The sequence below is a fragment of the Brevibacillus sedimenti genome (assembly GCF_020923495.1).
Taxonomy (GTDB): domain Bacteria; phylum Bacillota; class Bacilli; order Brevibacillales; family Brevibacillaceae; genus Brevibacillus; species Brevibacillus aydinogluensis.
Map to the genome: position 1 here is coordinate 3,318,243 of NZ_CP064048.1, position 25,204 is coordinate 3,343,446.

The window sequence follows — 25,204 nt, forward strand, 5'->3', positions numbered from 1 at the left end:
CTGTCAAAACAGAGATGTCCGTGTGCAGACGACGTGGTTGGCAAAACGCAAAACGCAAAAAGAAAAAGCTTCCGTACGCGAAGATACCTTCGAGTGACGAAGCCTTTTGCTTGTAAGTTATTCTGCTTTAGCAGCCGCACGCTGTGCCGCCTGTTCCTTCAGCACGGCCTTGCGGGACAGGTTGATCCGGCCCTGGTCGTCAATTTCCGTAACCTTGACGAGCACTTTGTCGCCGATGGAGACGACATCTTCGGTCTTGGCGACCCGTTCTTCCGCCAGTTGGGAAATGTGGCAGAGACCTTCCTTGCCGGCAAACAGTTCGATGAACGCCCCGTATTTTTCCACGCGCTTCACGGTGCCCAGATAGGTCTGGCCAACGGTTACCTCGCGAACCAGGTCTTCGATGATCTGTTTCGCACGCAGGTTGGCTTCCTGATCGACCGAGGCGATGTAGATGCGACCATCTTGTTCGATGTCGATTTTGACGCCCGTTTCGTCGATGATCTTGTTGATGACGCGTCCTTGGGGACCGATCACTTCGCGGATCTTGTCCGGATTGATCTGCATCGTGATAATCTTCGGCGCGTATGGAGAAAGCTGCGGCCGCGGTGCGGAGATCGTTTCCATCATGTGCTTGAGAATCACGAGCCGTCCTTCGCGAGCCTGTTCCAGCGCCTGCTGCAGAATCTCCCGGTTGATGCCGGAAATCTTGATGTCCATCTGAATGGCGGTAACCCCTTTTTCCGTACCGGCCACCTTGAAGTCCATGTCGCCGAGATGGTCTTCCATGCCCTGGATGTCAGTCAGGATGGAGAAGGTCTTGCCGTCGTTGCCCATGATCAGCCCCATCGCGATACCGGCAACCGGCGCCTTGATCGGCACGCCTGCATCCATCAGAGCCAACACGCTGGCGCAAATCGATGCCTGGGAGGTGGAACCGTTGGATTCGATCACCTCGGAAACAAGCCGGATGGTATACGGGAACTCGCTCTCAGACGGGATGATCGGTTCGATCGCCCGCTCGCCCAGCGCTCCGTGCCCGATTTCGCGGCGTCCCGGTGCCCGCAACGGACGTGCTTCCCCTACACTGTACGGCGGGAAATTGTAGTGGTGCATGAAGCGTTTGGACTCTTCCAGACCCAATCCGTCCAGGATCTGCACATCCCCTAGCGCACCGAGCGTACATACGCTGAGCGCTTGCGTTTGGCCCCGTGTGAACAGCCCGGAACCGTGCGTGCGAGGCAGCAGGCCCACTTCGCTGGACAGCGGACGAATTTCGTTGAGGGCCCGTCCATCCGGCCGGATTTTCTCCTCGGTGATCAGGCGGCGCACTTCTTCCTTGACGATGTTGTGCAGCACCTCGTTGATCATCGCTTCCTGCTCCGGATACGTCTCCGGATTGAGCTCGGCAAAGTGCTGACGCGTTTCTTCCTTAATTGCGTCAATTGCGTCGTAGCGCGCCTGCTTCTCCTCGATGCGGATCGCTTCCTTCAACCGGGCTTCGGCATAGCTGCGGACAGCCTGGTCAATCTCCGGGTCCACTTCATGCAGCACGACTTCCATTTTTTCCTTGCCGATCTCGGCGACGATCTGATCCTGGAATGCGACCAGTTCCTTGATGACCTCGTGACCGGTCATGATCGCTTCCAGCATCACTTCTTCCGGCACCTGGTCGGCTCCCGCTTCCACCATGTTGATGGCGTCGCGCGTACCGGCCACGACCAGATGAATGTCGCTCTTTTCCATCTGTTCGACGGTCGGGTTGATCACGAACTGGCCGTCTACGCGCCCGACGATCACGCCGGCAATGGGGCCGTTAAACGGAATTTCCGATACGCACAGCGCAGCCGACGTACCGATCATCGCAGCGATCTCCGGCGAGCAGTCCTGGTCAACGGACAGCACCGTGTTTACCACCTGGACTTCATTGCGGAACCCCTCGGGGAACAACGGACGAATCGGACGGTCAATCAGGCGGCTGGCCAAAATCGCCTTTTCGCTGGGACGTCCCTCCCGTTTGATAAACCCTCCGGGAATTTTCCCGACTGCATACAGGCGCTCCTCGTAGTTGACGGTCAGCGGGAAAAAGTCAATCGGCTTTGCTTCCTTGGATACCGTCACAGCGGAGAGAATCGCCGTATCGCCGTACCGAACCAAAACCGAACCTTGTGCCTGCTTGGCCATCTTGCCGAATTCCAGCGTCAGTTTGCGGCCTGCCAGGTCAAAGTCGTATGTACGGTATTGTTGCTCCATGTTGCTAGCAGTCCTCCTTCACGACGTAGTGACACGTATACAATCTTTTTCTACCTATATGTATTATTTCCTGCCTGTTTGAAAATTAAATGGCACCCTGTGCCAGTTGCACGGGAAGAATGGAGTTTCGCCAGCGGTCGCCGGGCGCAGGATCGCCGAGAAGCAACTGGTCTGCAGCTCGTAACGTCACCCCGCTGGCGGAAAGAGGCGCAGACAGCAGAAAAAGCGGGATGAACCCGCTTTCCAACTGATGTCATTAGCGACGCAGACCGAGACGGTCAATCAGTACGCGATAGCGCTGAATGTCCGTTTCTTTCAGGTAGTTCAACAGATTGCGGCGCTGACCAACCATCTTCAGCAGACCACGACGGCTGTGGTGGTCTTTCTTGTGAACGCGCAGATGTTCGTTCAGGTTGTTGATGTTTTCGGTCAGGATAGCGATCTGAACTTCCGGAGAACCAGTGTCGTTCTCATGCGTGCGGAACTCTTGAATCAGTTGAGCTTTGCGTTCTTGAGACAGTGCCATCATGACTCACCTCCCTCTTGTCTATCCCCGTCAGCCGAGTCTGCCGCCGGTGAGTGTCGGACAGCCAAGCTGCGGTTATCTGTACAACGTTTTGAATTATAGCATACCGCTCATGGAAAAGCAAAGAAAAGATTTACACGTTCGCCTCGGCAAACTTCCGCTTGGCGTACTCCACATCTTCCCGAATTTGTGCGATCAGCGCGTCCACACCGGAGAATTTTTGCTCGTCGCGGATGAAGAACAGAAATTCCACTTCCACTTCTTTTCCGTACAGGTCTCCCTGGAAGTCAAAAATGTGCACTTCCAGCGACTTTTCCTTCTTCTCCAGCTCAAACGTCGGCTTGATGCCCACGTTCATCACGCCCCGGTAGCTTTGCCCGTCCACGTTGAAACGGACGCCGTACACCCCGTTTTTCCCGATCAGATACGGGCGTGATAGGCGCACGTTGGCTGTGGGGAAGCCGATCGTGCGGCCGCGCTTGTCGCCGTGGACGACCACGCCCCTGATCTTGTACGGCCGTCCGAGCAGCAGACGGGTCTGCTCCACGTTGCCATGGTGCAGATACTCACGGATGATCGTGCTGCTCACTTTTTCGCCCAACCGGTTGACCGGTCCGACGATGTCGATGCCGTACCGTCCCTCGCTTGATGCCAGCAGCGTCTGTGCAGTACCCATGCCGCGGTAGCCAAACGTGTAGTCAAACCCGACGACCACATGGCGGCAGTTGAGCGGCAGCAGGCACTCGGCTATGAAGTCCTCCGGGTAGACGGCCGCGAAGGCGATGTCAAAACGCATCACGTAGGTCAGATCTACGCCCATCTTTTCCAGTTGTTCCAGCTTATCCGCCAGCGGGGTGAGATACTGGCTGTACCCGGTCTGCCCCAGCACCTCGCGCGGATGGGGATCGAAGGTCATGATCGCGCTTTTCCATCCGTTCATCTTGGCCGTGTCGATCGCTTTCTGAATCACGCGTCGATGGCCGATATGCACGCCGTCAAAATACCCCAGGGCAATGGCGCAGGGGTCCGGCTGCAAATCCCGCGGCAGTGGATACGTCAAGGATATCGTTTTCACGTTTACACCTCGGTGGGAAAGACTTTTTCAGCCTTGGCAAAAAGACCTTTGGGGCCGCGGCAGACGCGGTGAATGCCTAGCAGCTGTTCGCCTGCAAACAGGCAGATCAGGCTGCCCTCTTCCGCCTTCACGCCGGGAAGAGCGGTGGACAAACCGTTCAGCACCGCTTTTGTCCGCTCTGGCGGCACCTGATACCTCGGCAAGAACGAGACCGCTTGCGACAAGGGGACCAACCAGGGGGACAAATCCTCACCGCCCGCGCTTTTTTCTTCCAGCAGCTCCAGCGCCACGGCGTCCCTTTCTGAAAACGGGCCGCTTTTGACGCGCCTCAACTGCTTCATATGGGCAGGATACCCCAGAGCTCGTCCCAGGTCAACACACAAGGTGCGCACATACGTGCCTTTGGAACACGTGCAGGAAAAGTGCACGTCTACGCCGTCGCCGTCCGGCCGGATGTCGTGCAGGTCCAGTTCGTAGATCGTCACTTTGCGGGCGGGGCGCTCCACCACTTCGCCCTCTCTGGCCAATTGGTACAGCCGCTTGCCGTTTATCTTGACGGCAGAGTACATCGGCGGCACCTGCTCGATCTCGCCCAGAAACTGGCTGAACACGTCATTCAGCCGCTCTGTCGTGATCTCCGCAGAGTCGACCGGCACGTGTTCCACCCGTTCACCGGCCGCGTCCTCGGTCGTTGTGGAGGAACCGAGGCGCATCACCACATCGTATCGCTTCGGAAGGTCCTGCAGGTATTCCACCAAGCGGGTGGCATGCCCCAGACAGACAGGCAGCACACCGGTCACGTCCGGGTCCAGGGTGCCGGCATGCCCCACTTTTTTCGTGCGAAACAGGCGGCGGATACGCGCCACGCAATCGTGGGAGGTCATTCCGGCCGGCTTGTCCAGCACGACGACGCCATGCCACTTGTTACTCATCGGCGTTCACTCCCAACGCCTGCCCCAGGGCGTTCCACACCCGTTCCTGCGCCTCCGCCAGCGTTCCGCGAAGCGTGCAGCCTGCCGCTTTGGCGTGGCCGCCGCCCCCCAGCTGCTTGGCGATCTCCGACACGTCCACGCGGCTGCGGGCCCGCAGGCTCACCTTCACCGTCCCCGGCTCCGCTTCCACAAACGACACGCCTACTTCCACGCCTTTAATGTTGCGGCAGTAATTTACCAGTCCCCCGGCATCCTCCCGGTCGGCCCCTGCACTTTCCAAATCCTGGCGAGAAACAAAAACGGATGCCACCAGGTTGCCATGGGACATGCGCAGCGTCTGCAGCGCCTGCCTGAGCAGCTTGACATGGGACAGCGTGATGACTTCAAGACACCGCTCCGCCACGTCGCCCGGATTGACGCCGTACCGCAGCAAGCGGGCGGCGATCTCCATGTTGTACGGCGACGTGTTGGAGTAGCGGAAGCCGCCCGTGTCGGTCAAAAGTCCCGTGTAGATGCAGAGCGCAAAATCTTCGGTGATCGGCAGCCCGGCCGCCTCGTTCAGGTCATACAGAATCTCTGCCGTGGCCGCCGCATCGGTGCGAATGACGTTTACCGCACCAAAGGCGTCGTTGGTGGGATGGTGATCGATATTGAGCAGGGCGGCGTCGGGGGCAAACAGATGACGCACGTCCCCCATTCGCGACGCATCGGCGCAGTCGACCGCGATCACTGCGGAAAAGGTGTCGCCGGCCAAATCTTGCGAAAGATTGCAAATCCGCTCAAACCGGGGCAAAAATGAAAATTTGTCCGGCGCGCCGCTCTCATTGACGAGCACGTATGATTTTCCCAACTGTTCCAGCATTGCGGCCACAGCCAGTGTAGAACCGATCGCATCCCCGTCCGGGTTGACGTGGGAGAGAATCAGGAAGCGATCGTGTTCCCGCAGGAACCGGACCGCTTCCTCCAAGGCACGGCGATAATCAGTCATCCTGCTTGTCTCCTTTGGCACCTTCTGTGGAGATTTCACGGAGAATCGATTCAATCCGGTTCCCGTAATCGATCGACTCATCCAGTTTGAATACGAAATCGGGCACGTGGCGCAGCTTTACACGCCGGCCGATCTCCGTGCGCAGATAGCCCTTTGCCTTTTGCAGCCCGGCCAGGGACGCCTTGCGCTGTTCGTCGTCGCCGAAAATGCTGACGAACACCTTGGCCAACTGGAGATCGCTGGTCACTTCCACATCCGTTACCGTGACGAAGCCGATGCGCGGGTCCTTCAGGCCGCGCTGCAAGAGGACGCTCAGTTCTTTCTTGATCTCCTCGCCCACCCGGCTCATCCTCGTCTTGTTCATTTCTGTCACCTCCGCTGGCGTTAGTCGTAGTATTCCGTATCGGCGCGAATCAACTCCACGCCGGGATGGTTTTCCACCAGACGGACAGCCGCCTGGATTTGTTCCTGCAAAAACGACCATTCATTAGCAACGGCAGCGATACCCAGCACGGTACGCTGCCACTGCTCTTGACAGGCCAACTCCGCCGCGGAGACGTTGAAGCGGCTCCGCAGCTTGCCAAGTATGCTCTTGACGATGGCCCGTTTCTCCTTTAGATTGCGGCAGGCGGGCAGAAACAGTTCGATCCGCGCCCCCGCCAGCATTACTGCTTCACTTCCTCCATGATGAAGGCTTCGATCACGTCGCCGACCTTGATATCCTGGAAGCGCTCCAGGGTCAGACCGCACTCGTAGCCGCTCATCACTTCGCGTACATCATCCTTGAACCGCTTGAGCGTATCCAGCTTGCCCTCGTAGATGACCACACCTTCGCGGATCACGCGGGCGCCAGCATCGCGGGTAATCTTGCCCTCGGTGACGTAGCAGCCGGCGATGTTGCCCACTTTGGAGACCTTGAAGATTTCGCGGATTTCCGCCTGGCCGATGATGGTCTCCTTGTAGACCGGGTCCAGCATTCCTTTCAGCGCCTGCTCGATCTCGTCGATGACGTTGTAGATGACGCGGTGCAGGCGAATGTCGATTTTCTCCTGTTCCGCCATGTTGCGGGCATTTGGCTCAGGACGCACGTTGAAGCCGATCACGATGGCGTTGGACGCGTTGGCCAGGGTGATGTCGGACTCCGTAATCGCCCCTACACCGGTGTGAATGATCTTGACGCGCGTGCCGTTCACATCGATCTTCTCGAGCGCGCCGCGGAGCGCTTCCACGGAGCCCTGCACATCCGCTTTCACGATCAGGTTGAGCTCTTTCACATCGCCCTCCTGAATGTGCTGGAACAGATCGTCCAGGGATACGCGCGTGTTGGCGCGCCGTTCCGATTCGCGCTGCTTGGCTGCGCGCGCTTCACCGATGGAGCGGGCCTTTTTCTCGTCTTCGAAGACCATGAACTGGTCGCCCGCCTGCGGAACGTCATTCAGACCGGTAATCTCCACTGGCGTGGACGGTCCTGCTTCCTTCAGACGGCGTCCCTTGTCGTTTACCATCGCACGGACGCGGCCATAGGCGGTGCCCACGACGATCGGGTCCCCGACTTTAAGCGTACCATGCTGCACCAGGACGGTTGCCACCGGTCCGCGCCCCTTGTCCAGTTCGGCCTCGACGACGGTACCGCGGGCGCGCTTGTTCGGATTTGCTTTCAACTCCTGCACCTCGGCAACGAGGAGGATGTACTCCAACAGCTCCTCGAGGCCGATGCGCTGTTTTGCGGAGATCGGGCAGAAAATGGTGTCGCCGCCCCACTCTTCAGCCACCAGTCCATACTCGGTCAGTTCCTGCTTGATGCGCTCGACGTTTGCCTCCGGCTTGTCGACTTTGTTCACGGCGACGATGATCGGCACGTTTGCTGCCTTGGCGTGGCTGATGGCTTCCACGGTTTGCGGCATGACACCGTCATCCGCTGCTACGACGAGAATGGTAATGTCGGTGATTTGCGCACCGCGGGCACGCATCGTGGTAAACGCCGCGTGGCCGGGGGTGTCCAGGAACGTAATTTTCTTCCCTTTGACTTCCACCTGGTACGCACCGATGTGCTGGGTGATGCCGCCTGCTTCACCCGCTACGACGTTGGTGGAGCGGATGGCGTCCAACAGGGTGGTCTTCCCGTGGTCGACGTGACCCATGATGGTGACAACCGGCGGACGTTCCACCAGATCGGCCGGGTTATCCACTTCTTCAATCGTCTCGAAGTTGGTTTCGTCGATGACGATCTTCTCTTCCACTTCGACGTTGTACTCGGAGCAGATCAACTCGATGGCATCGCGGTCGAGATCCTGGTTAATCGTCGCCATGATGCCCAAATTAAACAACTTTTTGATGATTTCCGCCGGTTCCCTGCGCAGTTTTTTCGCCAGTTCTGCGACGGTAAGCGACTCGGTGAAGGTAATTTTGGACGGCGGATCCGGCAGCTGGCGCTGTTGCTGTTCGCGCCCCTGCTTGCGGTTCTCCTGACGTTTGTTGCCGCCTTTGAACGGCTGATTTTTCTTGCTGTCGTCGAATCCCTTCTTGCCGCCCGCACCTTTTTTGATTTTTTCCCGCTTTTCCAGGGAAACTTTGGGCGGGATTTTTACCTTGTCCTCAAAGTCGTCGCCTGCGCGCGGATCGTCATGTTCATTGACCGTTGGCTCATGTTGGGCAACCTGCTGCTTGCGATCAAATGGTTTTGCGGATTGGCTTTTCATATCGCTCGGTTTTCTCTCCTGATTCTTCCCCTGATTTTTTCCTTGTTGCGGACGCTGCTGGTCGGCACGCTGGCCGCCGCCCTGACGGCTTGCTCCGCGATCAGACGGGCGTTCGTTGCGACGCTGCTGCTGAGGCTTTTGCTTCCCTTTCGACTCCTCTGTCCGCTTCTTGTCGCCTTCCTGTTTGGGCTTCGCCTCCGCCTGACCGGCGGGCCGCTGTTGTTCCGGCTTGCCGCCGCTCCGCAGCTTGGCAAGGTGATCTTCAATTTTTTTGATCGTTGCTTCATCCATGATACTCATATGATTTGCCACTTCTATGTTCAGCCGCTTTAACAAATTGAGGATTTCCTTGCTGCTCATATTATGCTGTTTGGCGTATTCATACACTCGAGTCTTCAAGTGATCTTCACCCCTTCTGAATTAGGTGAGCAGGCGCAGTATGCTGTCCGCCAGATTCCCGTCCGTAACCGCTACGGTGACACGCCCTTCCTTGCCGATGGCGTGCCCCAGCGCGTACCGGTCGCCGGCCGTTACGCACGGAACACCGTAATAGGCGCACTTGTCACGTACCTTCTTCGTCGTGTTGGCAGAAGCGTCGGCCGCGAGCAGCACCAGCTTGGCCTGACCGGTTCGCACTGCCTGAACGACCAGCTCCTCGCCGGATATCACCTTGCGTGCACGCATGGCCAACCCCAGCATTTGCGCTGCCTTGGGGATCATTGTCCCATCATCTCCAGCCATTTCTCACGGAACGCGTCGTATTTTTCCTGGGTGATGGACATGTTCAGTGCGCGTTCCAGCACTTTTTTCCACTTGCCCGAAGCAAACGTGTCCGGCTTCAGACAGCTTTCCTGACGGCACACGTACGCCCCGCGCCCGGCTGCCTTGCCGGTCGGATCGATGATAATCTCTTCGTCCGGGGTCCGCACGACGCGCACCAGTTCTTTTTTCGGAAACATTTCCTGACACACGATGCATTTCCGCAATGGAATTTTCTTTTGCTTCATGGCTATTCGAGGTCAGCCCCCTCATCGCCCGCTTTCGGGTAGGCGATGCCTTCCTGTTCAGCCTGTGTCTCGCTCTTGATGTCGATCTTCCAACCGGTCAGCTTGGCCGCGAGACGGGCGTTTTGACCGCGCTTGCCGATTGCCAGCGACAATTGATAATCCGGTACGATCACGCGGGTCACTTTCTCGGCAGCGTTCACTTCCACGTGCAGCACCTTGGCCGGGCTGAGCGCGTTGGCCACGTATTCCGCGGGATCTTCCGACCAGCGCACGATGTCGATCTTCTCGCCCTTCAGCTCGTTGACGATGGTCTGTACGCGCATCCCTTTAGGCCCCACACAGGCGCCTACCGGGTCGACGTCGGGGTTGATCGAATGGACGGCGATCTTGGAGCGGTCGCCGGCCTCACGTGCGACGGATTTAATCTCCACCACGCCGTCGTAGATTTCCGGCACTTCCAGTTCAAACAGCCGTTTCAACAGGCCGGGATGCGTGCGGGAGACGATGATCTGCGGCCCTTTGGTCGTCTTTTCCACTTTGATGATGTAGGCTTTCACCCGATCCTGGGGCTTGAAGTCGTCGGTCGGCATTTTCTCCGTGATCGGCATCACTGCCTCCGCCTTGCCCAGGTCAATGTAGTAGTTGCGGGCATCCATGCGCTGGACCACACCGGTGATGATGTCGTCCTCCCGCTCGATGAACTCGCTGTAGATGAGTCCGCGCTCTGCTTCGCGAATGCGCTGGGTCACCACCTGCTTCGCGGTCTGGGCGGCAATGCGGCCAAAGTCGCGGGGCGTCACTTCGATCTCGACGATGTCATCCAGCCGGAAGTTGGGATCAATCTCCTGCGCCGCTTCCAGAGAAATCTCCAGACGCGGATCGAGCACTTCCTCCACGACCGTTTTGCGGGCAAACACACGCACCTGGCCGGTGTGGCGATTCACGTCTACGCGAACGTTTTGCGCCGAATTGAAATTCCGTTTGTATCCGGAAATGAGGGCCGCTTCGATGGCCTCGATCAACACGTCTTTGGAAATTCCTTTCTCTCTCTCAATGGCTTCCAATGCCTCAATAAAATCGGCGTTCATGATTTTCGTTGCCTCCTCCTTTACGAACACACACCCGCGGGATTAGAAGACGATGGCCATCCGGGCCGCGTCGATTTGGTCCAGGGAAATGACGTAGGTTTTTTTCGCTTCTTTCACTGTCAGCTGTCCGTCCTCGAAGGATACCAGTTCCCCTTCGAACACGGTTGAGCCTTCCAGCGGCTCCTTGGTTACGATATGTACATGCCTGCCGACAGCCTTGCGAAAATCGCTTTCCTTGCGCAGCGGACGCTCTGCTCCCGGTGACGACACCTCCAGGAAGTACGCGGTAGGAATAGGGTCCACCTCGTCCAGACGCTGACTCAGCCGCTCGCTGACAAGGCCGCAGTCATCAATGTCGATGTTCCCGGTTTCATTGTCGATGAACACGCGCAGAAACCAGTTGCTGCCTTCTTTCTTGTACTCGATGTCAACCAGTTCCAGACCCAGTTCGTCGAGAATGGGCGTAACCAGTTCGGTGACAATGTCTGTTACCTTGCTCAAGCAAGTACCTCCTTGTCGTTGAAGCATGGGGTTCGGCCAGAAAGAAAGAGTGGGTTTCCCCACTCTCGCTCTGCGTGCGTATAACCAGTATTTCCAAAAAAATTATAGCATAACAGCCTGTCGTTGACAACCGTGTGTTACCCAAATCCCGACAGGCCCCTCCGGACCGCTCCTCGTCCGGAGTCGTCAGAACAGCGAGAGCTGATTGGATTCCGGCAGCCCTTTAAGGGCTCCCTGCTCCTCCAGATATTCCAGGATGCTTTTGGAAATCCGGGCGCGGGTCAAGAGGTCTTCCTTGGAGAGGAACTCTCCTTCCTCCCGTGCCTTGACGATGCTGATCGCCGCGTTGGTCCCCAGACCGGGCAGAGCGTTGAACGGCGCGATCAAACTGTTGCCGTCGATCAGGAATTTGGTCGCATCGGAACGGTAGAGGTCGACGTTGGCAAAGCGAAAACCCCGCTCCACCATCTCCAGCGCCATCTCCAGTACGGTCAACAGCGCCTTCTCCTTGGGCTGCGCCTCGTGTCCCTTTTCTTCGATTTCCTCGATTCTTTGCCGGATTGCCGACGAGCCCTTGACCATCAACGGAATGTCGAAGTCGTCCGCTCGCACCGTGAAGTATGTTGCGTAAAACTCAAGCGGGTAATGCACCTTGAAGTAGGCGATCCGCACCGCCATCATCACGTAGGCGGTAGCATGCGCCTTCGGGAACATGTACTTGATCTTCTGGCAGGACTCGATGTACCATTCCGGCACGTTGTTGCGGCGCATTTCTTCCTGGTCTTCTTCGGGAACGCCTTTTCCTTTGCGCACCGACTCCATGATCTTGAAGGCGCGGGACGGTTCCAGCCCCTTGTAAATCAGGTACACCATGATGTCGTCGCGGCACCCGATCACCTCGGACAGCTTGCACGTCCCGCTGCGGATCAAGTCCTGCGCGTTGTTCAGCCAGACGTCCGTACCGTGGGAAAGACCGGAGATCTGCACCAGCTCGGCAAACGTCGTCGGCTTGGTGTCCTCCAGCATCTGCCGCACGAATTTGGTACCAAACTCGGGAATGCCCAGCGTCCCCAGATTGGTGCGAATCTGCTCCGGCGTGACGCCCAGCGCCTCGGTCGAACTGAAGATCGACATCGTCGCCTTGTCGTCGAGCGGGATCGTCTTCGGATCGATGCCGGTCAAATCCTGCAGCATGCGGATTACGGTCGGGTCGTCGTGGCCGAGAATGTCCAGCTTCAACAGGTTGTCGTGGATGGAGTGGAAGTCAAAATGCGTGGTCCGCCACTCCGATTCGCTGTCGTCCGCCGGGTACTGGATCGGACAAAAATCCTCGATCTCCATGTAGTCGGGCACCACGATGATTCCGCCCGGGTGTTGGCCAGTCGTCCGCTTGACGCCGGTGCAGCCGTTTACCAGCCGGGCGATTTCCGCGTTTCGCAGCGTCAGGCCGCGCTCATCCGCGTATTTGCGCACGTAGCCGTAGGCGGTCTTTTCCGCAACCGTGCCGATCGTTCCCGCGCGGTAGACGTTGTCCACGCCGAACAGTTCCTGCGTATACTTGTGGGCGCGCGGCTGGTATTCGCCCGAGAAGTTCAGGTCGATATCAGGGACCTTGTCCCCTTTGAAGCCGAGGAACGTCTCGAACGGAATGTCCTGTCCGTCTTTGGCCAGCTTGTGTCCGCAGGCGGGACAATCCTTGTCCGGCAGGTCGAAACCGGAACCGATCGAGCCGTCCGTGATGAACTCGCTGTGCCTGCAGTTTGGACAGCGATAGTGCGGCGGCAGCGGATTGACCTCGGTGATCTCGGCCATCGTGGCCACGAAGGAAGACCCGACGGAACCGCGGGAACCGACGAGATAGCCATCCATCAGCGACTTGGTCACCAGCCGCTGGGAGATCAGGTAAATCACGCCGAACCCGTGTGTGATAATGCTGTTCAGCTCTTTTTCCAGGCGCTTTTCCACGATCTCCGGCAGCGGATCGCCGTACAGCTTCTTCGCCTTGTCGTAACACATCTGGCGCAGCTCGTCATCTGCTCCCTCGATGATCGGCGTGTACAACCGGTCAGGGATCGGGCTGACGTCCTCGATCATATCGGCAATCGCGTTGGGGGCGGTCACCACCACTTCGCGCGCAGTCTCCTCGCCGAGGTGGGCAAACGCCTCCAGCATCTCGTCCGTGGTGCGCAGGTAAAGCGGCGGCTGGTTGCCCGCATCAGGGGAGCCTTGCGACAGCAAAAACACGTCTCGGAAGATGTCGTCCTGCGGATTGAGAAAGTGGACGTCCCCCGTTGCCACCACCGGTTTGCCCAGTTCCTTTCCGATATCGACGATCAACTGGTGGTATCCCTTCATCGTCTCCAGTGAGGGAATCTCCTCATTGCGCAGCAGCGGCGCGTAGTGATCCAGCGGTTGCAGTTCGAGAAAATCGTAGAAGGCGGCTACTTCTTTCAGCTCGTCCCGCGTCTTCCCGCGCAGGATCGCCTGCATCAGCTCGCCCTCTTTGCAGGCCGTTCCGATCAAGAGCCCGTCGCGGTACTTGACGAGCTGGCTGCGCTGAATGCGAGGGACGCGGAAAAACGTCTCCACGTGGGAGCGGCTGACCAGTTTATACAGGTTTTTCAGCCCGGCCTTCGTTTTTACCAGCAGCGTGGCGTGGAACGGGCGGCCGCTCTTGTAGTCCGCCTCCGCATTGCTCCGCTCGTTCAGATCGGCCAGGGTTTTGATCTCCGCCTCCCGGATGTCTTTCAGCATGTACTGGAAGACGTGGGCCAGCGCCACGGTGTCATCCAGTGCGCGGTGGGCGTTGATCAGTTCCACGTTGAACTTTTTCGCCAGCGTGCCCAGGCGGTAGTTGCGCATGCCCTTGTAAAGCAGGCGGGCCAGCGGCAGCGTATCCAGGAAGGGGTTGTTCCACGGCTCCATCCCGATTCGCTTGGCGCAGGCATTAATGAACGCCTTGTCAAACTCCGCGTTGTGCGCCACGAGCACAGCGTCACCGGTAAACTCCTTGAACCGGCGCAGGACCACGTCCAGCGTCTCCTTGCCGCGCAGCATTTCGTTGGTGATCCCGGTAATTTCGGTCGTCTTGGGGCCAATCTCGATCTGGGGATCGATCAATTCCGTCCACTTGTCGACAATCTCCGTGCCGCGCATCTTCACCGCAGCGATTTCAATGATCGTGTGCTCCGCTGCGTTGAGACCGGTCGTCTCCGTGTCGAACACGACGTACTCGGTGTTTTCGTCGATCGGCAGGTTGTTCTCCTGAGTCAGGTTGTAGACGATGTCTACGCCGTCTTCCACCACGTACGCCTCCATGCCGAGGATGCACTTGATGTTGTTCTTTTTGGCGACGCTGTACGCTTCCGGGAACGCCTGAACGACGCCGTGGTCAGTGATGGCGATCGCTTTGTGCCCCCACTTGGCCGCCGTGCTGATGAGCGACTTGACGGAGGCGACGGCATCGAGCGCGCTCATCGGCGTATGACAGTGCAGTTCTACCCGCTTCTCCTCGGCTGTGTCTTTTCGCACGACCTGTTCGATTTGGTTGATGTCGTTTGCGACCATTACCAGTTCCCGCAGGAAGGTGTCATGCTGGACGCTGCCGCGCACTTTTACCCACAAACCGTCCTTTACGGCCTCCAGCATTTTGACGTCTTCCTTGTCGCGGGAAAAAATCTTGACCGTCAGCGAATCGGTGTAGTCGGTGATGTTGAACGTCAACAAATGGCGGCCGCTGCGCAGCTCCTTCAGTTCCGCGCCAAACACCGTGCCCTGGATGGTGACGCGCCGCTCTTCGTCCTGGATCTCGCGGATCGGTAGCGGCTCGTCCTTGATCTCGTAGCCGATCATCAGCGTGGTCACTGCCTCTGTCTTCTCACTTTCCTTATTCTCTTTCTCCTGCTGGACCGCGCTCATGACCTCTTCGATCAGCGCCCGCTCCTCTTCTTCCCGCTGCTCCATGAACGCCTTGTACGCCTCGTCGTTCTCTTCGGCCAAAAACGTAAAGCGCGGCACGCAGGCCGTCACTTTTTCAAAGGCGGCGGCCAGTTCGCTGTCCGCTTTCTTCCGCTTGGCCATCTCGACCGCCATCTCCGTCGGCAGGTACACGGTTACGCTCTGCGCCTCCACTTTCCGTTTCGCCTGGCGCAGCGTGACCGCCAAGGAGTTGATCTTTTGTTCCAGATTCTCCAGCAGCACGTCCCAGTACTGGCTGACGGCCTGCTCCACACTCGGCTGTTCGCGGTAGCGGAATCGGGCGTCCACTGTCGCCAAATGGGAAAAGCTCTGGATCAGACGGCGCATAAAGGCCTGATAGATCTCCGCCGGCAGCAACCGGGGCAGTGTAAAGGTAAACACCCACTCCTTGTTCTGCCGGTAGAGTTCCAATTTATCGATGTGCCCATCAAGAAAAAATCGCTCCACCCACTCTGCCGGCAGATCCAACTGTTTCACCAACAGCGAGAAGCGATGTTTTTGCTCTTCCAACCGATTCACGGTTCTCCACCTCAATCATGCCATCAGTACAAACCTGTCTGAAAAAAACAGGGGGTACTCCCACGGTTCAACGGGAGTACCCCGATTTGATTCGACAAAATCAGCCGAATCCCTGCTTTCTTTTTACGCGTGGACCAGTTCCGCCCCCGTCCGGTCGACGCGAGTCAGCAGATCTTTCACAAGGGTGACCAGTTCGTCGCGTTTTACCTCGTGCGTTTCACCAGTTCGGCGGACGCGGACTTCGACGACGCCCTCCTGCGCGGCCCGGTCGGAGATGGTGATGCGCAGCGGCAGGCCAATCAGGTCAGCGTCCTTGAACTTCACGCCGGCGCGCTCAGGCCGATCGTCGTACAGCACCTCGATGCCAGCCGCCATCAGCGCTTCGGTGATCTGTTCACTCGCACGCCGCTGCTCCTCCACTTTGGTGTTGACCGGAATGACGTGGACGTGGAACGGCGCCACGGACACGGGCCAAATGATGCCGTGTTCGTCGTTGTTTTGCTCAATCACGGCGGCCAGAGTACGGGAGATGCCGATGCCGTAGCAGCCCATGATCATCGGCTGGCTGCGCCCGTTCTCGTCGAGGAAGGTGGCGCCCATCGCCTGCGAGTACTTGGTGCCCAGTTTGAACACGTGGCCTACTTCCACCCCGCGGGCAAATTTGATGACACCGCCGCCGCGCGGGCAGACGTCTCCCTCCATGATGTTGCGCAGATCGGCGTAACGAGACACGGTAAAGTCCCGGCCCGGCTGCACATGGATGAGATGGTAGTCGGCTTCGTTGGCGCCCACGATTCCGTCGTAGACGTCCTGGACGAAGTTGTCGGCGACGATTTCCGTTTTTTCGTCAGCGAGACCGACCGGCCCGACAAAGCCTGCCGGTGCGCCGCTCACTGCCAGCACCTCTTCTGCGGACGCAAGGCGTACCTGCGTCGCGTCGAACAGGTTTTTCAGCTTGACTTCGTTCAACTCGTGGTCGCCGCGGACGAGCACCATCACCAGCTTGTCGTCGATCCGATAGATCAGGCTTTTGATGATCCGGCTGGCGTCCACGCCAAGCGTTTCCGTCAGTTGGTCAATGGTTTTTACACCAGGCGTGTGGATTTTCTCCATCGCAGGTGTTTCTCCGGCCGGTTTGGGGGAAGGCTTGTACACCACTTCCGCCTTTTCCAAATTGGCAGCGTAATCGCCCTCTTCCGAATAGGCAATCGTGTCTTCACCGATGTCGCACAGCGCCATGAATTCGTAGGTTCCTTTTCCGCCAATCGCTCCCGCGTCCGCTTCCACGGCGCGGAAGTTCAGGCCGACGCGAGTGAAAATGCGGGTATATGCATCAAACATCGCCTGGAAGTTTTTGTCCAGCCCTTCCGGCGTGGTGTCAAACGAGTAGGCGTCCTTCATAATGAACTCGCGGCTGCGGATCAGGCCGAAGCGCGGTCTGACCTCGTCGCGAAACTTCGTCTGAATCTGGTACAGGTTGATCGGCAGTTTTTTGTAGGAGTTGATTTCGTCCCGCACCAGGCTGGTAATCACTTCTTCATGCGTCGGACCAAGCGCAAACGAACGTTCGTGGCGGTCCTGCAGGCGCACCAGTTCGGGACCGTATACGTCCCATCGGCCCGTTTGATGCCACAATTCCGCCGGCTGCATCGCCGGCATCAGCAGTTCCTGGGCCCCGGCGCGGTTCATCTCTTCGCGCACAATGGTCTGGATTTTCTGCAGGCTGCGCAGCGCCAGCGGCAGGTAGGTGTAAATCCCGGATGCCAGCTGACGGGCCATGCCCGCCCGAAGCAGCAGCTTGTGGCTGGCAATCTCCGCATCCGCAGGCACTTCCCGCAGGGTGGGAATCAACATCTGACTTTGCTTAAACACACGCTTGTCCTCCTTCATGCATCGCACAACTGCGTCGTCAAACTTTTTTCGCAAAGCAAACCCACGTGCCTGGGGAGCCTCGCAGCGGGTGTTTCCTCCGCCCGCTCGCAAGGGGCCGCCGCTATGCACGTGGGTTTGTCACCGGTTAGAACGTGTTCTTATCCAACCGTGGCAGATTTCCGCTCTTCCACCAATTCGTGAATTTCTTTCATCAGCTCTTCGAACAGTTCCGTTTCCTTCACTTTCCGCACAATCTCCCCGTTGCGGAAAATCAGTCCTTCGCCATTGCCCCCGGCGACGCCCACATCCGCTTCGCGGGCCTCGCCGGGACCGTTGACGGCACAACCCATGACGGCAATTTTCAGCGGTACCTTCAGCGTGGAAACGGCATCCTCCACCCTGGTGGCCAACCCGATCAGGTCAATCGCACAGCGTCCACACGACGGGCAGGCAATCACCACCGGGTCGTTGTTGACGATGTCCAGGCTGCGGAGAATCTGTTTCGCCACCTTGATCTCCTCGACCGGGTCAGCCGTCAACGAGACCCGAATCGTATCCCCGATGCCCATCGACAGCACAGTGCCGATGCCGACCGCCGACTTGATGCTGCCAGAAAACTGCGTCCCTGCTTCGGTAACGCCGACGTGAAGCGGATAGTTGCGCTTCTCCGCCATCAGCGAATAGGTCTGAATCATCGTCGGCACGTCAGACGACTTCAGGGAGATGACGATGTTGTCGTAGTTCAGGTCTTCCAGAATGTGGACGTGGTCCATGGCGCTCTCCACAATCGCTTCCGGTGACGGATACCCGTACTTTTCCAACAGCCGTTTTTCCACGGAACCGGAGTTGACACCGATGCGAATCGGAACGTTGCGCTCCCGACACGCCTCGACGACCGCTTTCGTTTTTTCCTTGGAGCCGATGTTACCGGGGTTGATGCGAATCTTGTCGATGCCGCTTTCCAAGGCGATCAGCGCCAGACGGTAATCAAAATGGATGTCGGCGACGAGCGGAAGCGGGGAGCGTTCCTTGATTGCCTTGATGGCGCGCGCCGCGTCTTCGTTGATCACCGCCAGGCGGACGACTTGGCAGCCGGCTTCATACAGCCGCTGGATTTGTGCCAGCGTGGCTTCCACGTCGCGGGTGTCCGCCGTCGTCATCGACTGGATCACGACGCTTTTTTGTCCGCCGATCTGTACGCCTCCAACATATACCGGTTTCGTCTCCTCGCGCTTGTACATAGAGCACCATCCTTTTGTTTGTGTCGGTGATTACACGTCACTGCAAAAACAAGCGTTGCAAATCGTTCCAGGTCACGACCAGGATCAACAGCATCAGGAAAGCAAAGCCGAGAAAATGCACCATGCCTTCCTTGTGCGGATCGACCGGCCGGCCGCGCAAAGCTTCCACCAGCAAAAACGCCAGCCGTCCTCCGTCCAGTGCCGGCAGCGGCAAGAGGTTAAACAAGCCCAGATTGATGGACAGCACCGCTGCCCACTTCAGCAGGACCGCCAATCCCTGCTGGGCAAATTCGCCCGTCATCTTGAAGATTCCCACCGGTCCGCTCAGGTCGTTCAACCCGACGGCGCCGGTAAACAGCATCCCCAAGCTTTTCAGAATCATCGCGGTAAACTCGTACGTGGAGACGGCTCCGTACTTCAGCACCTCGCCAGGCGCGTACGTCAGCGTCTGCGTCACCATGATCTTGCCGACGTTGTTGTCGTTGTAGATGCGGACTTTTACGCTTTTGCGCTGTCCGTTCCGCTCGATGTCAAACAGCAGTTCCTTGTCGGGGGACTGGCTGACGATCTGCACGATTTCCTTCCATGTAGATACCGGCTGCCCCTGAATGGCGATCACCCGGTCTCCCTGCATCAGGCCCGCCTGTGCTGCGGGGCCGCCTGGCCTTACTTCGCCCAGGTACGGCACGTTGCTGGGGACCCCGTAGGACAGTCCGATCGCCACAAACAGGAGAAAGGCAAGCAAAAAGTTGGCCGCCGGACCGGCAAAGATAGCCAGGAAGCGCTCAGAGACCGTCTTCCCCCTGAACTGCCGGTTGTATGGCGCAATCTGCACCTCCTGCCCGTCCTTGACCAAGTGAGCCTGCGGGTGTACGGAGAACGTCTGCTCCTCCCCGTCCACGTTCAAGGTGAGCGTCAGTTGGTGTTCCAAATCATAGCGGACGATCGTCCCGTTCACGCTGCCGCTGTCCGTTTTGTCCAGCAGAATGCGCGTCACTTTTCCCACTGCATCCCGTTCCACGCTCACTTCCATGTGCGGCTTGAGGATATCCAGCTCCGGATCTTCACCGGCCATGCGCACCATTCCCCCGATTGGCAGCAAGCGCAGTGTGTATTCCGTTTCTCCCCGTTTTATGCTGAAGATTTTCGGCCCCATGCCAAGCGCAAACTCCCGGCAGAGAATGCCGGCCCGTTTGGCCAGCAGGAAATGGCCCAATTCATGCACAAACACGAGTACGCCAAACACGATGATGATCGCGAGAATCGATTCGATCGAATCCAGATTGGGAAAAGGCAAGGGAAAGCCACCTTTCATTACGTTATCGTCAAGCTTCATTATCGTGCAGACAGGGATCGCGCCTGATTGCGGGCCCACTCGTCGGCATCCATGATCTCCTCCAGGGAGGGCTGGCTGATTCCTTTATGGATTTCGCAGGTTTCCTGCACGATGCGTTCAATCTCCAGGAAGCCGATCTCGCCCTGGAGGAAGCGCGCAACGGCAACCTCATTGGCTGCGTTGAGGACGGCGGGATGGGTGCCGCCTTGTTTTCCGCACTCATATGCCAATTGTAACAGAGGATAACGGACAAAATCCATCGGTGCAAAATGCAGGGTTCCGCACTTCACCAGATCAAGCGGCTCTGTCATCAGCGGCATGCGCTTCGGGTAGCTGAGCGCGTACTGAATCGGAACGCGCATGTCCGGGGTGCCCAGTTGAGCCATGACAGCCCGGTCCTTATATTCTACCATAGAGTGAATAATGCTTTCATAGTGCAGGATGCAGTCGATCTGGTCGTACGGCATGTCAAACAGCCAATGGGCTTCGATCACTTCAAACCCTTTGTTCATCATGCTGGCGGAATCAACGGTGATCTTGGCGCCCATGCTCCAATTGGGGTGGTTCAGCGCTTCGGCGACCGTCACGTGGGCCAGTTCCTCCCGGCTCAGATGACGGAACGAGCCGCCGGAAGCCGTCAGGATGATACGGGCTACGTCCTCCCGGCGCTCCCCCTGGAGCGCTTGAAACACGGCGGAATGCTCGCTGTCTACCGGGATGATTGGCACGCCCCGTTCGCGCGCAGCTTTCATGACCAGGTGACCGGCGCTGACAAGCGTCTCCTTGTTGGCCAAGGCGATCGCTTTTCCCGCCTTGATCGCGGCCAGCGTTGGCGCTACTCCCACACTCCCGACCACGGCCGTCACGACGACATCTGCGTCCGGATGACGGGCAGCCAGCTCCAATCCGTCTGTTCCGCAGACGATCTCCGGACGATGGTCGCTGCCGAGCAGCTCCATTAGTTCGCCTACCGCTTTTTCACTGCCAACGGAGACCAGCTCGGGCTTGAATTGCTTCACCTGCTCCGCCAACCGTTCTATATTGTTCCCTGCCGCCAAGGCCACTATCGAAAATTCCTCCGGATGCTGGGCCACTACGTCCAACGTGCTAATGCCGATCGACCCGGTAGAGCCCAAGAGCGATATGCGTTTCAATCGTTTCACCCTCTATATCTCTTTCTATATGGCGTTCGCATTTAGACAATGCCTAGCAGATACAAGACGGGAAAGACCATAATCCAACTGTCGCAGCGATCGAGAACGCCGCCGTGGCCAGGCAGGATACTGCCGGAGTCCTTGACGCCAAAGTGGCGTTTGATCGCCGATTCTACCAAATCCCCCAACTGTCCGGCCACGGCCGCCACCACGGCAATGGCCACAGCCTGTCCGAAGGGAAGATGCCCAAAAGCGGCATTGAGGCCCAGCACGACTGCGACCGCAGCGAGCAGTCCGCCAAACGATCCCTCTACGGTTTTGTTCGGACTGATGGCCGGCCAAAGTTTTCGCCGGCCCACGGCCTTGCCGATGAAATAGGCACCAGAATCGGACGCCCAGATGCCCAGGATGACCAGCATCGTCAGCATCAAGCCGTCCGGGAGGTTGCGCACGGCGGCCATGTAAGTAAATCCGTAGCCTATGTATAACGCCCCTATCAGCGTAAGGGCGGCGTGTTCAATGTGAAACTGGTTTTTTCGCAAAACGGAATAAACCAGCAGCAGCAGCGTGACTGGCAGCACCAAATTCGGTATAACAACACCGGTCCCGGCTGAAAACGAAAGCGCCGGCCAGACGATGCTGACCATCAACGCATAAGCGAGCACACCCGCCGTGCTGAACGGCTGCAGTCCCGCCATCCGCAAAAATTCAAAAAGGCCCATGACGGCCAATAACAACACCAGGAATGAATACCACATGTTCCCCAGATAGACGAGGAACAGGAAGATTGCCCCACCAATGAGGCCTGTAATGATCCGCTGCTTCAACTGATTCCACCTCTCGGCTTAAACCGCCCCGTAGCGTCGAGCTCGGCCCTGGTATTCCACAATTGCCTGATAGAAATGTTCCCGGGTAAAATCAGGCCACAGCACCTCGGTAAACCACAATTCCGTATAGGCCAACTGCCACAACATGAAGTTGCTCAGACGAATTTCTCCGCTGGTGCGGATCAACAGATCCGGATCAGGGATTTCGCTCGTGTAGAGATGCCGGGAAATGACATCTTCATTCAATTGTTCCAGGTCGATTTCACCCGCCTGCAGACGGGCTGCAATATCCTTTACGGCTTCAACAATTTCCTTGCGCGCTCCGTAATTGAGTGCGAAGTTCAACTGCAGGCCGGTGTTATTGCGCGTTCTCTGTTCCGCCGTTTCCAGCGCCTGAATCGTATACGGCGGCAGCTGCTCCCGGCTGCCGACCATCCGCACCCGCACGTTGCGTTCAACCAATTCTTCCAATTCAGTCGACAGAAACTCCTGGGGAAGTCTCATGAGAAAATCCACTTCGTCCCGCGGCCGTTTCCAGTTCTCGGTGGAAAACGCGTACATCGTCAAATACTGTACGCCAATCTCGTCGGCTGCCTTGACGACTTCCTTCACCGTTTTCATCCCTGCCCGATGGCCGGCCACTCGGGGCAAATTGCGCTTTTTGGCCCATCGGCCGTTGCCGTCCATGATCACCGCCACGTGATGCGGAATCTGGCCGGACAGGTCCAGTTCAGTTGTGTTTGCCTGTTGTGCCTTGCGCGACCACTTGCGCGCCAGATGTTCTAACATAAAGTGTTCCCCCGCAATGAGAGATATAGACATACATCCCCCTCAACAGAGGGGGATACCTGGCTTACACTTCGAGAATGTCCTTCTCTTTTTCCTTGATGATCTTGTCCACTTCCGCGATGAACTTGTCCGTGGTCTTTTGGACAGATTCCTGATGACGGCGGGACTCGTCTTCGGAAATGGTGCCGCCCTTTTCCAGCTTCTTGATCTCTTCGTTGGCGTCGCGGCGGATATTGCGGATCGCTACTTTCGCTTCCTCACCGCTCTTGTTTGCCACTTTCACCAGCTCTTTGCGGCGCTCTTCCGTCAGCGGCGGGATGACGATCCGGATGATGGTCCCGTCATTGGAAGGCGTCAGCCCCAGATCAGACTGCTGAATTGCGCGATCGATTTCTTTCAGGGCCGATTTGTCCCACGGCTGGATCGTCAGCATGCGCGGCTCCGGTACGCTGATGTTGGCCAGCTGGCTGATCGGCGTCGGTGTGCCGTAGTAATCCACAGTGATCTTGTCCAGCATCGCCGGATTGGCACGGCCGGCACGCAGGCTGGCAAGGTCTTTCTTCAGCGTGGCAATCGCTTTGTTCATGCGTTCTTCCATGTCTTTCAGCACGGTTTGCGGCATTATGATTCCCCCTTCACCAGTGTACCGATCTTTTCGCCCATTACGGCACGGCGAATGTTGCCTTCTTCGGAAATGTTGAAGACAATCAACGGAATGTTGTTGTCCATGCACAGGCTGGACGCCGTCGAATCCATGACGCCCAATCCCTTGTTGAGCACCTCGAGGAACGTCAGTTCATCATACTTGACCGCTGCAGGATCGATGCTGGGGTCGGCGGAGTAGACGCCGTCCACCTTGTTTTTCGCCATCAAAATCACTTCGGCCTCGATTTCCGCTGCACGCAGGGCTGCCGTTGTATCCGTGGAGAAATACGGATTGCCCGTGCCTGCCGCAAAAATCACGACCCGTTTTTTCTCCAGATGGCGGATCGCCCGGCGGCGTATGTACGGTTCTGCCACCTGTCTCATTTCAATCGACGTTTGTACGCGAGTCGGGACGTTCACTTTTTCCAATCCATCCTGCAGGGCGAGCGAGTTCATGACCGTTGCCAGCATGCCCATGTAATCGGCAGTGGCCCGATCCATGCCTTTGGAGCTGCCGGAAAGTCCGCGCCAGATATTGCCTCCACCGACAACGACTGCGACTTGTACACCCAATTCTACAATTTCCTTGATCTGATTAGCGATGGAGAAAATCACTTTCGGGTCGATCCCGTACCCTAATTCTCCCGCCAGAGCTTCCCCACTCAACTTTAACACAACCCGTTTATAGGCAGGAAGTGGCATGTGAAACGGCCTCCATTCATGATTCATTCTCTGTCCGGCACCGGATTCCTTCCGGCACCTGCCGGCGGCTGGTTCTTTTTACGCGGATGAGAGTTTCACACAAGATCGCGTGAAACTCTCTTTTGCCAAACCTCTTACAAAATAGGGAACACACAGGTGTTCCCTATTTCGATTGTTACTGTTTATTCACTTGCGCCATTACTTCCGCAGCGAAGTCTTCCTGTTTTTTCTCGATGCCTTCGCCTACTTGGAAGCGGACAAATGCCTTCAGCGTAGCGCCTGCCTCTTTCAAGAGAGCGGATACTTTCTTGTCCGGATCTTTCACGAATGGTTGTTCAACCATGACGAACTCTTCGAAGAACTTGCCGAGGCGGCCTTCCACCATTTTCTCCACAATGTTGGCCGGTTTGCCTTCAGCCAGTGCCTGGTTCTTCAATACTTCGCGCTCGCGTTCGATCTCTTCTTGAGATACCTCTTCACGGTTGGCATAACGCGGGTTGGATGCAGCAGCGTGCATGCCCAGATCTTTTGCCAACACTTCGTCCTTGGTGCCTTCCAGCGCTACCAGAACACCGATTTTACCGCCCATGTGCAGGTATGCGCCGAACACGCCGTTGTCGGATTTCTCCAGAATGGAGAAGCGGCGGAAGGTGATGTTTTCACCGATGGTGGCGATCTTCTCGCTGATCACTTGGGAGAGTTTATCGCCATTGCCTTTAAACGGCTGTTCCAGAGCAACTTCCACGCTGGCCGGACGTTGTGTTACAACGTGCTCGGCAATGTCTTTTACCAGCGTTTGGAACTCAGGGTTTTTCGCCACGAAGTCGGTCTCGCAGTTAACTTCCACGATCGCAGCCACGTTGCCCTCAATCGCGTAGGAGGTAAGCCCTTCCGCAGCGATGCGGCCCGCTTTTTTCGCTGCTTTGGCGATGCCGCGCTCACGCAGCAGGTCAATCGCCTTTTCCATGTCGCCGTTGGTTTCTTCCAGGGCGCGTTTGCAGTCCATCATGCCTGCGCCGGTGCGTTCGCGCAGTTCTTTCACCGCTTGTGCACTGATTGCCATGAGTTGAAC

The 25,204-nt window shown here is 57.6% G+C and carries 22 protein-coding genes; all 22 read right to left on the reverse strand.

What is annotated here, in order from left to right; translation table 11 throughout:
• Positions 1 to 117: 117 nt before the first annotated feature.
• Entirely contained in the window at positions 118 to 2,253 is a 2,136-nt protein-coding gene (gene pnp / locus IRT44_RS16295) for a polyribonucleotide nucleotidyltransferase (RefSeq protein ID WP_212132452.1), read from the reverse strand.
• Positions 2,254 to 2,509: 256 nt separating this feature from the next.
• Entirely contained in the window at positions 2,510 to 2,779 is a 270-nt protein-coding gene (rpsO, locus tag IRT44_RS16300) for a 30S ribosomal protein S15 (protein WP_171564749.1), read from the reverse strand.
• A 133-nt stretch (positions 2,780 to 2,912) separates the two neighbouring features.
• The gene (locus tag IRT44_RS16305) at positions 2,913 to 3,854 is read right to left on the reverse strand and encodes a bifunctional riboflavin kinase/FAD synthetase (RefSeq protein WP_171564684.1); all 942 of its coding nucleotides are present in this window, start codon (positions 3,852 to 3,854) and stop codon (positions 2,913 to 2,915) included.
• Between the two features lie 2 nt (positions 3,855 to 3,856).
• Positions 3,857 to 4,786 (reverse strand): tRNA pseudouridine(55) synthase TruB, encoded by a 930-nt coding sequence (gene truB, locus IRT44_RS16310; RefSeq protein WP_171564683.1) that lies wholly within the window; start codon positions 4,784 to 4,786, stop codon positions 3,857 to 3,859.
• Positions 4,779 to 5,774: a DHH family phosphoesterase gene (locus IRT44_RS16315; RefSeq protein ID WP_230077011.1), complete on the reverse strand. Its 996-nt coding sequence runs from the start codon at positions 5,772 to 5,774 to the stop codon at positions 4,779 to 4,781. Before IRT44_RS16315 ends, truB begins: the two co-directional genes overlap by 8 nt.
• Complete coding sequence (rbfA, locus tag IRT44_RS16320; protein WP_171564681.1) at positions 5,767 to 6,138, reverse strand: 30S ribosome-binding factor RbfA; 372 nt, start codon at positions 6,136 to 6,138, stop codon at positions 5,767 to 5,769. The genes IRT44_RS16315 and rbfA overlap by 8 nt, the downstream gene beginning before the upstream one ends.
• 20 nt (positions 6,139 to 6,158) lie before the next feature.
• Positions 6,159 to 6,440 carry a DUF503 domain-containing protein gene (locus IRT44_RS16325; RefSeq protein ID WP_171564680.1) on the reverse strand — a complete coding sequence of 94 codons (282 nt, stop codon included), beginning with the start codon at positions 6,438 to 6,440 and terminating at the stop codon, positions 6,159 to 6,161.
• Positions 6,440 to 8,872 (reverse strand): translation initiation factor IF-2, encoded by a 2,433-nt coding sequence (gene infB, locus IRT44_RS16330; RefSeq protein WP_171564679.1) that lies wholly within the window; start codon positions 8,870 to 8,872, stop codon positions 6,440 to 6,442. Before infB ends, IRT44_RS16325 begins: the two co-directional genes overlap by 1 nt.
• Before the next feature lie 21 nt (positions 8,873 to 8,893).
• Positions 8,894 to 9,193, reverse strand: coding sequence for a YlxQ family RNA-binding protein (locus IRT44_RS16335; protein ID WP_171564678.1), 300 nt, complete (start codon positions 9,191 to 9,193; stop codon positions 8,894 to 8,896).
• Positions 9,190 to 9,480, reverse strand: coding sequence for an RNase P modulator RnpM (rnpM, locus tag IRT44_RS16340; RefSeq protein WP_029098991.1), 291 nt, complete (start codon positions 9,478 to 9,480; stop codon positions 9,190 to 9,192). The genes IRT44_RS16335 and rnpM overlap by 4 nt, the downstream gene beginning before the upstream one ends.
• A 2-nt stretch (positions 9,481 to 9,482) precedes the next feature.
• Positions 9,483 to 10,568: a transcription termination factor NusA gene (nusA, locus tag IRT44_RS16345; protein ID WP_171564676.1), complete on the reverse strand. Its 1,086-nt coding sequence runs from the start codon at positions 10,566 to 10,568 to the stop codon at positions 9,483 to 9,485.
• Between the two features lie 42 nt (positions 10,569 to 10,610).
• Entirely contained in the window at positions 10,611 to 11,069 is a 459-nt protein-coding gene (gene rimP, locus IRT44_RS16350; protein WP_171564675.1) for a ribosome maturation factor RimP, read from the reverse strand.
• Positions 11,070 to 11,255: 186 nt separating this feature from the next.
• Positions 11,256 to 15,566: a PolC-type DNA polymerase III gene (locus IRT44_RS16355; RefSeq protein ID WP_171564674.1), complete on the reverse strand. Its 4,311-nt coding sequence runs from the start codon at positions 15,564 to 15,566 to the stop codon at positions 11,256 to 11,258.
• A gap of 123 nt (positions 15,567 to 15,689) precedes the next feature.
• Positions 15,690 to 17,420 (reverse strand): proline--tRNA ligase, encoded by a 1,731-nt coding sequence (locus IRT44_RS16360; protein ID WP_230077893.1) that lies wholly within the window; start codon positions 17,418 to 17,420, stop codon positions 15,690 to 15,692.
• Between the two features lie 176 nt (positions 17,421 to 17,596).
• Complete coding sequence (ispG, locus tag IRT44_RS16365) at positions 17,597 to 18,679, reverse strand: flavodoxin-dependent (E)-4-hydroxy-3-methylbut-2-enyl-diphosphate synthase (protein ID WP_171564672.1); 1,083 nt, start codon at positions 18,677 to 18,679, stop codon at positions 17,597 to 17,599.
• 37 nt (positions 18,680 to 18,716) lie between these two features.
• A complete protein-coding gene (gene rseP, locus IRT44_RS16370; RefSeq protein WP_212132455.1) occupies positions 18,717 to 19,976 on the reverse strand; it encodes an RIP metalloprotease RseP in 1,260 nt (419 codons plus the stop codon).
• Positions 19,977 to 20,014: 38 nt separating this feature from the next.
• The gene (locus IRT44_RS16375) at positions 20,015 to 21,169 is read right to left on the reverse strand and encodes a 1-deoxy-D-xylulose-5-phosphate reductoisomerase (RefSeq protein WP_212132488.1); all 1,155 of its coding nucleotides are present in this window, start codon (positions 21,167 to 21,169) and stop codon (positions 20,015 to 20,017) included.
• A 41-nt stretch (positions 21,170 to 21,210) separates the two neighbouring features.
• A complete protein-coding gene (locus IRT44_RS16380) occupies positions 21,211 to 21,996 on the reverse strand; it encodes a phosphatidate cytidylyltransferase (RefSeq protein ID WP_171564670.1) in 786 nt (261 codons plus the stop codon).
• An 18-nt stretch (positions 21,997 to 22,014) separates the two neighbouring features.
• Entirely contained in the window at positions 22,015 to 22,785 is a 771-nt protein-coding gene (locus tag IRT44_RS16385) for an undecaprenyl pyrophosphate synthase (protein ID WP_212132456.1), read from the reverse strand.
• 64 nt (positions 22,786 to 22,849) lie between these two features.
• Entirely contained in the window at positions 22,850 to 23,407 is a 558-nt protein-coding gene (gene frr, locus IRT44_RS16390; protein ID WP_171564668.1) for a ribosome recycling factor, read from the reverse strand.
• The gene (gene pyrH, locus IRT44_RS16395; protein ID WP_171564667.1) at positions 23,407 to 24,132 is read right to left on the reverse strand and encodes a UMP kinase; all 726 of its coding nucleotides are present in this window, start codon (positions 24,130 to 24,132) and stop codon (positions 23,407 to 23,409) included. The genes frr and pyrH overlap by 1 nt, the downstream gene beginning before the upstream one ends.
• A 175-nt stretch (positions 24,133 to 24,307) precedes the next feature.
• A complete protein-coding gene (tsf, locus tag IRT44_RS16400; protein ID WP_230077012.1) occupies positions 24,308 to 25,195 on the reverse strand; it encodes a translation elongation factor Ts in 888 nt (295 codons plus the stop codon).
• Positions 25,196 to 25,204 lie beyond the last annotated feature (9 nt).